This window comes from Pyramidobacter sp. CG50-2 (genome assembly GCF_003612005.1).
GTDB lineage: Bacteria > Synergistota > Synergistia > Synergistales > Dethiosulfovibrionaceae > Pyramidobacter.
Genome location: NZ_RAWT01000037.1, coordinates 16,065 through 27,942, shown reverse-complemented (window position 1 = coordinate 27,942; position 11,878 = coordinate 16,065). Strand labels below are relative to the sequence as shown.

At 54.4% G+C, this 11,878-nt stretch carries 7 protein-coding genes and 1 rRNA gene; 7 read left to right on the top strand and 1 reads right to left on the bottom strand.

The genetic code is table 11. The features are described 5' to 3' along the window. Positions 1 to 193 precede the first annotated feature (193 nt). Positions 194 to 308 (top strand): 5S ribosomal RNA (rrf, locus tag D7D26_RS08420). 140 nt (positions 309 to 448) lie between these two features. Here the strand turns inward: rrf and D7D26_RS12640 are convergent. Further along, positions 449 to 661, bottom strand: coding sequence for a hypothetical protein (locus tag D7D26_RS12640; protein ID WP_233543511.1), 213 nt, complete (start codon positions 659 to 661; stop codon positions 449 to 451). A gap of 254 nt (positions 662 to 915) precedes the next feature. Between D7D26_RS12640 and nifJ the strand changes: the two genes are divergently transcribed. From nifJ to D7D26_RS08390, 6 genes are all read left to right on the top strand, one after another. Then, complete coding sequence (nifJ, locus tag D7D26_RS08415; RefSeq protein ID WP_120372750.1) at positions 916 to 4,482, top strand: pyruvate:ferredoxin (flavodoxin) oxidoreductase; 3,567 nt, start codon at positions 916 to 918, stop codon at positions 4,480 to 4,482. A 254-nt stretch (positions 4,483 to 4,736) separates the two neighbouring features. Next, positions 4,737 to 5,678 carry a Ppx/GppA phosphatase family protein gene (locus tag D7D26_RS08410; RefSeq protein WP_120372749.1) on the top strand — a complete coding sequence of 314 codons (942 nt, stop codon included), beginning with the start codon at positions 4,737 to 4,739 and terminating at the stop codon, positions 5,676 to 5,678. A gap of 494 nt (positions 5,679 to 6,172) precedes the next feature. After that, positions 6,173 to 7,600 carry an MATE family efflux transporter gene (locus tag D7D26_RS08405; RefSeq protein WP_120372748.1) on the top strand — a complete coding sequence of 476 codons (1,428 nt, stop codon included), beginning with the start codon at positions 6,173 to 6,175 and terminating at the stop codon, positions 7,598 to 7,600. 112 nt (positions 7,601 to 7,712) lie between these two features. Continuing rightward, positions 7,713 to 8,615: a LysR family transcriptional regulator gene (locus D7D26_RS08400; RefSeq protein WP_120372747.1), complete on the top strand. Its 903-nt coding sequence runs from the start codon at positions 7,713 to 7,715 to the stop codon at positions 8,613 to 8,615. Positions 8,616 to 9,224: 609 nt separating this feature from the next. After that, a complete protein-coding gene (locus D7D26_RS08395) occupies positions 9,225 to 10,685 on the top strand; it encodes a LysM peptidoglycan-binding domain-containing M23 family metallopeptidase (protein ID WP_147413061.1) in 1,461 nt (486 codons plus the stop codon). Between the two features lie 30 nt (positions 10,686 to 10,715). Continuing rightward, positions 10,716 to 11,777: a hypothetical protein gene (locus D7D26_RS08390; RefSeq protein ID WP_120372745.1), complete on the top strand. Its 1,062-nt coding sequence runs from the start codon at positions 10,716 to 10,718 to the stop codon at positions 11,775 to 11,777. The last annotated feature ends 101 nt before the right edge of the window (positions 11,778 to 11,878 follow it).

Genomic DNA, 11,878 nt, shown 5'->3' with positions numbered 1-11,878 from the left:
TTGCGAGACGTTGAGTTAACCGGTACTAATACACCGAGGCCTTAACCTGTTTCAGTTTCGTGCTGTTCGAGAGAAGAGAAACGAAAAGAAGAAACGAAAAAGAGAAACGAAAAAAGAACAACGAAAAGGTTTCGCTTTCGCACTGGCTGTGGACGCGTCCATGGCAGTTGCGGAAGTCGGATTGAACAGAGATACTGGTGATAAATGCGGAGGGGGTCCACCCGGTCCCATGCCGAACCCGGCAGTTAAGCCCTCACGCGCCGATGGTACTGCGATTCGCTTCGCGGGAGAGTAGGTCGTCGCCCGTGTCTCTGTTTTTTTCTTCCTTACTTCTTCCTTCTTCTCTTTTTCTCTTCCTTTCTCCGCTCGAAAATCTTCGCTTAAAAATCTTCGCTCAAAAATCGCCGGCCCGCTGCGGAAAATCTTTCCCGCCGCGGGCCGGCCTTTTTTATAAACTCTGCTCGCTTCGGCCTTGTGATGTTTCTCTTGTCCTCTTTGGCTGTCCTCTTTGGCTTTCTTTCGCCTTCTTTAGTTTTCTCTTGTTTTCGCTGTCGGCGGATGGGCCCTCCATGTCAGGGAACTCCGCTGATTTTTTTGTTTCTTGGGCTAATCCTGTATTTTTCTGTGCTTGCTTCATCATGATGAAAAATACAGTATACAAAAATCAATTTTGCTCGATAATTTTTTTTCGATGTTTTTCTTTTAAGATAAATCACAAACTTTTATTGCATTCGTGATAGAATTTGAATCACATAGGGGAATTGCTGTGTCTTTTATGTGGTCGTCGTAACGTGGGCTTCGAGGGAGAGTGTGTTGGTTTCACGGCTGGATGGGGTTGCAAAGGGAAAAGGGTGAATCCCTTTCGATTTTTATCGATACAGCAGATCCTAATTATCATCAAGGGGGAGTTTCGAAATGGCAAAACGTTGGAAGACTATGGATGGCAATATGGCCGCAGCGCACGTCAGTTATGCGTTCACTGAGGTCGCCGCGATTTATCCCATTACGCCTTCTTCGCCGATGGCCGAAGACTGCGACGAATGGGCGGCCCAGGGGAGAAAGAATATTTTTGGCAGGGTCGTCGAGATCTCGGAAATGCAGTCCGAAGCGGGCGCGTCAGGCGCTGTGCACGGTTCTTTGAGCGCCGGATCCTTGACGACGACTTTTACGGCTTCGCAGGGATTGCTGTTGATGATCCCCAATATGTATAAAATCGCCGGCGAACGCCTGCCTGCCGTTTTCGACGTCAGCGCCCGTGCCCTGGCGACGCATGCCCTCTCGATCTTTGGCGACCATGGCGACGTGATGGCTTGTCGCGGCACAGGATTTGCGATGTTGGCTTCCTCCAGCGTACAGGAAACCATGGATCTGACCGCCGTTTCTCATCTGACGGCCATCAAGGCGCGCGTGCCTTTCCTGAACTTTTTCGACGGCTTCCGCACTTCGCACGAGGTCCAGAAGATCGAGGTGCTGGACTACGACGATCTGGCGAAGCTGGTCGATTATGACGCGATTGCCGAGTTCAAGGCCGACTCTTTGAATCCCGAGCATCCTTACACCAAGGGGACCGCGCAGAATCCGGACATTTTCTTCCAGGCGCGCGAAGCCTGCAACCGTTTTTACGATGAGCTGCCCGAGACGGTCGCGCAGTACATGGAGCAGATTTCCGCTCTGACGGGACGCGAGTACCATCCGTTCAACTACTACGGCGATCCCGAAGCGGAACGGGTGATCGTCTGCATGGGTTCCGCCTGTCAGGCGGCCGAGGAAACGGTCGATTACCTGATGGCCCGCGGCGAGAAGGTTGGTCTGGTCATCGTCCATCTGTATCGTCCGTTCAGTCCCAAATATTTCTTCAGGGGCCTTCCGGCCACTGTCAAAAAGATCGCCGTGCTCGACCGCTGCAAAGAACCGGGCGCGTTGGGCGAACCTCTGTATCAGGACGTTTGCGCTCTGTTCGAGGAATACGCCGAAGCCGAGCGTCCGCTGGTCGTCGGCGGCCGTTACGGCTTGGGTTCCAAGGACACGACGCCGACGCAGATCAAGGCGGTGTTCGACAATCTGAAGAACTACAAGCCGGTCAATCATTTCACGGTCGGCATCAACGACGACGTGACCTATCATTCGCTGCCTCTGGGCGAGACGGTCAACGCCGCTCCGGAAGGAACGATCCGCTGCAAGTTCTGGGGCCTCGGTTCCGACGGCACGGTCGGCGCCAACAAGAACGCCATCAAGATCATCGGCGACAACACCGATCTCTATGCCCAGGGCTATTTCTCTTACGACTCCAAGAAGTCGGGCGGCATCACCGTTTCGCACCTCCGCTTCGGCAAAAAGCCCATCAAGTCGACCTATCTCATCGAGAACGCCGACTTTGTGGCCTGCCACAAGCAGGAGTATCTGCACCAGTATGATGTGACTGCCGGCTTGAAGAAGGGCGGCGTGTTCCTTCTGAATACGCAGTGGACCGGCATGGATGCCCTCGAAGCCAATGTCCCGGCCAAGGTCAAGCGTTATCTGGCCAAGAACGACATTCAGTTCTACGTGATCGACGGTACGGACATCGCTCAGAAAATCGGCCTGGGCAACCGCACCAACATGGTCATGATGTCGGCCTTCTTCAAGCTGGCCAACGTCATTCCCATGGAAGACGCCGTCAAGTACATGAAAGACGCCATTCAGAAGTCCTACGGCCGCAAAGGCGAAGATATTATCAACATGAACAATGCGGCGGTCGATCAGGGCTACGGCGCTCTGAAGAAGATCGATATCCCCGCGGCCTGGGCCGAGGCGGCCGACGCTCCCAAGACCGAAGCTGCCGGTTGCTGCGAAGAGCGTCCTGATTTCATCAGGGATATCGTCGATCCGATTAACGCTCAGGAAGGCGACAAACTGCCCGTCAGCGCTTTTGTCGGCATCGAGGACGGACGCTTCCCCAACGGCACTTCCGCTTTCGAGAAACGCGGCGTTGCCGTTTTCGTTCCCGAGTGGAACAAGGACAAGTGCATCCAGTGCAACCAGTGCGCGATGGTCTGCCCGCACGCGACCATTCGCCCCGTGCTGCTCGATGAGGATGAAGCCGCTCACAAGCCGGCCGGTTTCGAGACGCTGCCGGTGAAGACCCCCAAGGAGCTTGCCGGCCTTCAGTTCCGCATGCAGGTGAGTCCGCTTGACTGCCTTGGCTGCGGCAACTGTGCCGATATCTGCCCCGTAAAGGCTCTGGAGATGAAACCGCTGGCCTCTCAGATGGCTCAGGCGGAGAACTGGCATTTCGGCGTCGATCATGTCAGCGACAAGTCCGACCGCGTCAACACTCACAATATGAAGAACAGCCAGTTTGCCATGCCCTACTTCGAGTTCTCGGGTGCCTGCGCCGGCTGCGGCGAGACTCCCTACGCCAAGCTGGTCACGCAGCTTTTCGGCGACCGCATGATGATTGCCAACGCTACGGGCTGCTCGTCCATTTGGGGCGCTTCCGCTCCCAGCATGCCTTACACGACCAACGTGCTTGGACAGGGCCCCGCGTGGGCGAACTCCCTGTTCGAGGACAACGCTGAATACGGTTACGGCATGGCAATGTCCGTCAAGAACAGCCGCAACGATCTGACGGCGAATGTCGAAGCGCTGCTTGCGTCAGACAAGCTGCCTGAAGAAGTTCGCAAGGCTCTGCAGGGATGGTACGACGTTCGCAACGACGCAGCCGGCAGCAAGGCCGCAGCTGAGATGGTGTACGAGGTGCTCGACTGCGATCTCGGCGAGAAAGAGCTGAACGCCAAACTGACTCGCGTCAGCGACCTGGCTGACTATCTTGTCAAGAAGTCCATCTGGATCTTTGGCGGTGACGGCTGGGCATACGATATCGGCTTCGGCGGTCTGGATCACGTCCTTGCCAGCGGCGAGAACGTCAACGTTCTTGTTTTCGACACCGAAGTGTACTCCAACACAGGCGGCCAGTCTTCCAAGGCCACGCCGACTTCCGCTGTCGCCAAGTTTGCCGCGGCCGGCAAGAAGGTTGCCAAGAAGGATCTTGGCCGTATTGCCATGACCTATGGTTACGTCTATGTGGCTCAGTGTGCCATGGGCGCCGACAAGAACCAGCTGGTCAAGGTGCTGAGCGAGGCGGAGGCTTACGACGGGCCGTCGCTGATCATCTGCTACGCGCCCTGCATCAACCACGGTCTGAAGGCTGGCATGGGCAAGAGCCAGGAGCAGGAGAAGAAGGCTGTGGAAGCCGGTTACTGGCATCTGTATCACTACAATCCCGAGCTTGAAGAACAGGGAAAGAATCCTTTCGTCCTCGATTCCAAGGAGCCCAAGGCTTCGTTCCGTGACTTCCTGATGAGCGAGAGCCGCTATACCTCGCTGGCCAAAACCAATCCTGAAATGGCAGAGCAGCTCTATGCGAAGGCCGAGCGCGACGCCAAGAGACGTTACTGCGTGTACAAGAGCCTGGCTGAGGCCAAGCCTCTTGAAGCAAAATAGCTTGAACAGACCATAACATATACAGAGGCAGGCGCCGAGATCTTCGGCTCCTGCCTCTGTTGTGAATAGGAGCGTTTTTTGCGGAGCGGCCTTATGCTGTTTCTTATATTGATTCCTGGCGCGGCGGATAATGTGCGCAGAGCATGAAGAAGTTCCGGTCCTGATCGTGAAGGTCATGAAAAAACTCGATATGCAGAGGTGGGGAACATGAATTATATCCAGACCACGAAGAAGTCGGCGGGGAGCAGATAAAGATGGCCCCGAGAAAAGCGATCATCGATATCGGCACCAACTCGATCAAGTTCTGTCTGGCAGAAGGAACCGGAGCAGGAGGGTACAGAGTCGTCAAGGACGTGAATGACATAGTCTGTCTTGGCGAAGGTCTGAAGGACAGCGGCTGTATCGGCGCGGAGGTGCTGGAGCGCAACGCGCGGTCCGTGGCGAATTTTGCAGAGGAAGCGAGAGCGACCGGAGCTGATGAGATCGTCGCCGTGGGGACAATGGCTTTGCGCGCCGCCAAGAATGCCGCAGATTTTACCGCCCGCGTCAAAGAGCTCTGCGGTGTGGAGGTGCATGTGCTCGCCGGCGAAGAAGAAGCCCAGCTTTCCTGCATGGCGGTCATGTCGGGCATCAAAGGGGCCGCTGAGGCCGATCTGATGATGATGGACAGCGGCGGCGGCAGTACGGAGTTTATTTTTAGCAAAGCCGGCAAAGTAGTGAGAAAGTTCAGTCTCGACGTGGGGGCCGTCCGCTTTACCGAGCAGTACTTTTCGAAGACGCCCGTCGCCGCGAGTAAACTGGCGGAAGCGCAGGCGGCCATCAAAAAGGAACTGGCCGGCGGCGGCGTCGCCGGCCCCGCGGCGTTTCTGGTCGGCATGGGCGGCACGGTCACCAGCATGGCTTCGGTAAAGCATAAAATGGCGCAATATGATCCCGACGTGATTCAGGGATCCACGTTGAGTCTCGATGAAATAAACGCTCAGGTTGCGGACTATGCAGCCAAGACACTGGAGCAGCGCCGCGGGATCGTGGGGTTGCAGCCCAAACGCGCGGACGTGATCCTGGCCGGCGCCTGCATCGTCAAGGCCGTTCTCGAACTGACCGGCGCTAACGAAATTACGGTCAGCAGCCGCAATCTGCGTCACGGCCTTCTGTTAAGGTTGTTTTGTGATCCGAACAGCGAGGCAGAGTCCTGAAAAACGCTCCTTTTCAATAAAGAAGCAAGTGCAGATCCGGACAATCGAAAAGCAGCCTGAAGCGAAGGCCGTCTCAAGCGATTTTGAGACGACCTTCGCTGCGTATTCTGGCTGACGCGTGGCATGAGTTCCTGTCTATCAAGAATTGGTATGAGTGATGAAAAGCATTGAAACATAATGATTGACAAAGGAATTGCGAATCATATAACACTTTTTTTGTTGTTCTTGACCTTCAAGCCTTTCGATTATATCAAATCATTATACAACAACTTCAGTTATAGTAATGATTTGCAAAAGTATGAGCGGTCCCGCAAAAGAGGAATAACGAAAAATTATCAAGGGCTAGGAGATCATTATTAGAAAAAACGATGAAGGTTGTCTATAATACCCGTAATCAATAAAAAAAGCCCTCGTGGAGAATAGATTGGAGGGCGCAAATATATTGCTCGTTTGTGATGTGAATTTACGTCTCTAGAGGGGAAGGAGGCAAGCCAATGGATGAGAAATCGGTAGAATATATGACTTTTGAGAGCAGTCCGGTACTGATAGCTATCTGTCGGCAGGCCTTGCCGACGGTAACGGGACAGATTATCCTGGTTCTGTACAATATGGCGGATATGTTTTTTATCGGCATGACGGGCAGCGACGCAAAGTTGACCGCAGTGACAATCTGTATGCCGGCTTTGATGTTTTTATCGGCTATTTCCAACTTGTTCGGCGTCGGAGGGGCCAGCGAAATCTCCCGTGCTCTTGGCCGGCGTCAGCGGGCACATGCTGCGGCGACGGCGGCGTTTGTGTTTTGGGCGTGTCTGCTGGGCACGGCGCTGTATTCGGCCGGCTTATGGCTCTTCATGGATGTTTGCATTGATCTGCTTGGCGGCACGGCCTCCGAAGTACACGGTTATACCCGCACGTACCTTGTTTTTACAGTTGTCTTTGGGGGCGCGGGCGCGTCGATGAGCGCGCTTCTGGCGCATTTATTGCGTTCGGAGGGACGAAGCCTTCAGGCAAGCGTGGGTATTATGGCCGGCGGCGTGTTGAATATCCTGCTCGATCCTCTGTTCATGTTCTGGCTCATGCCCGCCGGCGAAGAAGTCGCTGGCGCTGCGCTGGCGACGGCGCTGTCGAATTTTGCAGCGGCCGGTTATTTCCTCTTTGTCATTTGGAAAAGGAAGGGTTCGTCAATTTTATGCTTCAGGCTGAACCGCTATGCGTTCAGCGGCGGCATCGTGAGGTGCGTCCTTTCTACAGGTTCTCCGGCATGCGTCATGACGCTCTTCGAGAACATTTCTTATGCGATTTTGGGCAATTTGATGGCGCTTCATGGAACAACTGCCCAGGCGGGGATCGGCGTTGCTAAAAAAGTCAATATGCTGGCTCACTGCATCACTCGAGGTATGGCACAGGGAGTTTTGCCGTTAATTGCATACAATTATGCGGCCAAGAATTTCAAACGCATGAAATCTATCGTTCACACTGCAAAATTGATTTCAGTGGCGCTGGCTGTCTTTTACACGGGGATTTGTCTCCTTTTCAGCTCGGAGCTGATCGGCATTTTCATTCAGGAAGGCTCGTCCTCGCTGAGATATGGCACGTCGTTTCTTAAGATCCTCAGCATTGGCGGTCCTTTTTCCGCATATGCCTATTCGATCATTTCTTTCTTTCAAGCAGTCAATTGCGGGCAAAAGTCGTTCATATTGGCCATTTTGCGTAAGGGTGTGCTGGATGTCCCGCTGATGTTTTTACTCAGACTGTTCGCTCCGATCTACGGTCTTGTATGGGCGACGCCTATTGCAGACGGCGTATGCTGCATTGCCGCGATTATGTTTTTCCTGAAATTTATTGCGCATCGGAGAGAAAAGCTTGCGCATCGGAGTGAAAATTTTTGTGTCGCTTTGGGAGTGAATTCTAGCGATTCATGAAGAAATGGTATATATTAGGATTGTCGTTTAAGGAGGCAGCGACGTTTTCCAAAATACGTTTCTCGAGTGTTTTGAGTGAGGTCGTTTTGAGTGAAGAAAGAAGATTGTGCTGATGGTGGACTCAAGATTCTATTCTCTTCTGAAAGTGGCGGAATTGGGCAATTATACGAGAGCTGCGGAGCAGCTGTCTCTGACACAGCCGGCGGTGAGTCAGCACATTCGTTCGCTGGAAGACGAGTTTAAAGTTAAAATCTTTGAACGAAGCAATAATAAACTGCATATAACTCATGAGGGAGAAATCGTTCTGAAGTACGCCAAGCGTATTCTGGCGCTGATAAGCAACCTTCATCGTGCGCTGAACAACGAAAAGCTCCAGCTCAAGTCTCTGACGCTTGGCATTACTCATACAGCGGAGAGCAACGCTATCGCCGAAGCTTTAGCGAAATACGCCAACAGCCGCGGCGGCATCAGCCTGAAGATCATCACCGATGTGGCGGCGAACCTTTATGACAAGCTGAAAAACTATGAAATAGACCTGGCAGTGGTGGAGGGGCGCACGAACGATTCCGCGCTGGTCCATCTCACGCTTGACAGCGACTGCTTGGTATTGGTCGTGGGACCTCAGCATCCTTTGATACGGAAAAGCATCGTGACGGTCGACGATCTGAAAAAGGAACGCATGATCCTGCGGCTCCCGGACTCGGGAACGCGCAACCTCTTTGTCGCCGCATTGGAAGCGCAAAATATGTCTATCTGCGATTTCAACGTGATGCTGGAGATCAACAATATCGCCACCATCAAGGATCTGATTCGGCACAATCTTGGCGTTTCGGTATTAGCGCGCAGCACCTGCTTGGACGAATTGAAAAAGAAAAAAATCGCGGTGCGCCCTATCGAGCATCTCAGCATGGAGCGCGAGATCAATATCGTCTATCTGCGTGATTTCGAACATCAGGGCATCCTCAAGGACATTGTCAGAAGTTATGACGAAGTGCGGGGTAGAATAGAAACGTGAGCAAGTCCACGCGCCCGCCGCAAGTTTTAAACGCGGGCGGCGGGAACTTATTTCGCAAGTGATGGCCCTGCGAAGAGGCCGCCTCAAGTGATTTTTGAGACGGCCTCTTTTTTATCTATGGAAGGTTTTTATTGAACGCCGAACGGCGCCAGACCGCCTCGGCAGGGCCGGGGTACCCCGGATCGCTCAGCTTCAACGAGCAAATAACGGAGCGAGCGGAAACCGACCGCCATGAAAGGATTGCGGGAAGCCCCGCGCGAGTAGTTTCGCTGCGTCCGGCGGCCGCCTGAAATCATCAAGAAAATCTTTGCTCGGAAGGCAGCCGCGGCGATGCTGAAGTTGTGCGCGTCGCGCGCAGCGGAAGCTCCCAGGCGCGCGCCTCCAGCGCGTTTGCAGCGCGAAACGGGGCTGCTGAAAATTTTTGTCGGAAACAGATGAATTCACTGTCCGAAACAGGTATAATGGGTGCGTTATAATGGAGTTGTGTTATGGCTTTCCTGATGCAGAACGAACATTCTGTGTGATTGGGCCTTGAGAAAGGTGAGGAGTTGACGAGTGCTCTTGGACCGCTTGGATAAAAAAAACAGCCGCAGAGTTTTTTGGAGCTTGATGGGTTCGATGATTTTGGCGACGGCCGGCGTGATCTCTCTGGCAGTTTTCAAAGCCGAAGATTTGCCCGACTATAAAGATTTTCCGCTTTCCGCTTTTTTCCCTTCTCTTGAAGCGCGTGCGGCTCTGGCTCAGGGGCAGATGGTCCAGCTTGAGCGGGAAAATACCAGCGGCGTTATCTCGCCGCTGCTTCCGGATTCTCCTGAATTTGAAGAGAGCGGCCTGATGCTGGATGAGGTCGTTCCCGAGGAAGACCCTCTTGGCGGCGGAAGGCTGGCGATCCTTCCCGCGATGAATGAAGATCGGTCTTTTGACCAGCCGTTGCCGGTGCACGATCCTTTTATGACGTTGTCCCTTTCGGAGCTGAGCAATCAGAAAACCGACGACGGCAGCGTCATTGTCCGGCTGCTGGGCGAGAAAGACGAGATGGACGAAGATATTGACGAGCGTCCTTGGCTGGAGCACACCGTCGGCCAGGGCGAGCGGATGGTCGACATCTCGCGGAAGTACGGGATTCTTGTCGCGACGATCAGCAAGGCCAACAGCATCAGCAATCCTGACCGGCTTTCGTTGGGACAGGTCCTCTTGATTCCGCGCACGGAAGACTTGCTGGAAGACGTCTTGGAAGAACAAAAGAGCCGCACCGAGGAAAAACTCGCTTCCAAACAGAGAGCTGATCCGGTAAAATACCGGAAGTACACGGTAAAGCCGGGCGACTCTCTGTGGACCATTGCCAGCGCGAATAATCTCAGCATCGATTCTCTTTATGGAACCAATATCCTCCGCACGCCGGATCGTCTTTCTCCCGGCGTTGTCCTGCGCATTCCCAATCAGGACGGATTGAGCGTCAAGATTGCCAAAGGGCAGACTTTGAACGCGCTTGCAAAAAAGTACGGCGTCGCCGAGAGAGCGATCCGCATGGCGAACGGATTGGCCGACAAGGTGGAACTGAACGCCGGTCAAGAGGTATTTATCCCCGGCGCAAGCCGGTCCATTGCCGTATATCGAGGCAGTTCGAGCGGCGGCGGCATGTCGCGCACGGCCCCTCCCGTTGCCAAAGCCGCCAGCGGAGCGGCGGGCCGTTTTTCCTGGCCGGTGGTGGGAAAAATCTCCAGTCCGTTCGGCTGGCGCCGGCATCCGATCCGACGTGCCAGGCTTTTCCACGCCGGCATAGACATACGCGCGCCCCGGCATACTCCCATACGCGCTTCGCGGGGAGGCCAGGTTATTTTCTCCGGCTGGATGAACGGTTATGGACGGACGGTCATTATCCGTCATGACAGCACGTATACGACTTTGTACGGCCACTGCCAGTCGTTGATGACCCGCAAGGGGCAGAACGTGAAAAAAGGGACCGTGATCGCCACAGTGGGGTCGAGCGGGCGCGCTACGGGGCCGCATGTCCATTTCGAAGTCCGCCGCAGCGACAGTCCGACGAACCCGATGAGTTATCTGCGCTGAAAACAGTGAAAGACAAGAGGAGCGAGTGACATGAAAAAAGTAGGAATCGTTTTACTTTTGTGCAGTCTTCTGGGAAGCGCCGCGGGCGCTGCTACGGACACGACGGCGGCGAAACAGATCGATCGTCTGGAAAACGCGATTTATGGTTCAGTGCGTTCAGGCGGTCTGATTTCGAGGCTCGACAGCGTAGAGAAGGATCTTTACGGCACGAAACTGCAAGGCACGTTGGCGGAGCGCGAGTCAGCTCATGTCGATTACCTTGAGAAGGGAACCGAAGGGCAGCCGTCGCTTCTGTACAAGATGAGCGTGGCCGAATGGGGCCTTGAGATTTCTAATAATGCCGATAAGCCGCTTATCGAGCGGATTCCCGTTGTTGAAAAAAGACTCGAAGGAAGCTCCATGGAAGACAAACCCATGGCGATGCGGGTGGAACGAGTGCTCGGTATGGTCGTCTCCGATCCCGTCGCTTCCGAGCCCGTCGAGGTTCCCGCAGGAACGGTCGTCCGCCTGCAGCTGATGGAAACCTTGAAACCTTCCGTCACCAAAAAGGGCGATCGGGTTTTGCTGAAACTCACGCATAATCTTATCGTGAACCATAGACTCGTCGCGCCTGTGGGAGCCCCCGCGGAAGGGATCGTCACGTCAGTCAAAAAACCGCGCAGTTTTGGCCGCCCGTCGGAGATCCGGATCTCGGTGAAGTCTTTGAAGACGCTGGGGGATCCGATTTTGCCCCTGAGCGAAGGCGAAGCCTCCAAAAAGGCGACGGAGTTTGAGGCCAGTTATGCGGCGGCGGCGGGAACGAGCCTTGTGGGCGCACTTGCATTGGGGCCGTTGGGGCTGGCGGGCGGATTCTTTATCCGCGGCAACGCCAAAGAAGTGCCGGCGGGGGCCATCATGTACTCTGAAACCGAAAAAAGCGTCTCGGTACCTGCATATCCGATCCCTGCCTCTTTGGGAGCGTTGGCGAACGATAAATATGTCGATGTCCTGAGCGGCAAAACCGTGAATCTGCAGAAAGTGAACGAAGAAAAAACGAAAGTGGAGGACGCCGCGGAGCCCCCTAAAAAGGCGACCGAGATTGACAACCTCTAAACAGTAAGGGACTTTGGAAAGGAATGGTCATGTGCGGCGGAATTGTATAAGAGCCCTGGTCGTCGTATTCGTTGCGCTTGCACTAGCCCTCTGGGGAAGAG

Excerpts from the sequence above, each read along its gene's own strand:
- D7D26_RS08395 (WP_147413061.1), top strand. The coding sequence starts at position 9,225 with ATGGGTTCGATGATTTTGGCGACGGCCGGCGTGATCTCTCTGGCAGTT.
- D7D26_RS08410 (WP_120372749.1), top strand. The coding sequence starts at position 4,737 with ATGGCCCCGAGAAAAGCGATCATCGATATCGGCACCAACTCGATCAAG.
- D7D26_RS08400 (WP_120372747.1), top strand. The coding sequence starts at position 7,713 with ATGGTGGACTCAAGATTCTATTCTCTTCTGAAAGTGGCGGAATTGGGC.
- nifJ (WP_120372750.1), top strand. The coding sequence starts at position 916 with ATGGCAAAACGTTGGAAGACTATGGATGGCAATATGGCCGCAGCGCAC.
- D7D26_RS08390 (WP_120372745.1), top strand. The coding sequence starts at position 10,716 with ATGAAAAAAGTAGGAATCGTTTTACTTTTGTGCAGTCTTCTGGGAAGC.
- D7D26_RS08405 (WP_120372748.1), top strand. The coding sequence starts at position 6,173 with ATGGATGAGAAATCGGTAGAATATATGACTTTTGAGAGCAGTCCGGTA.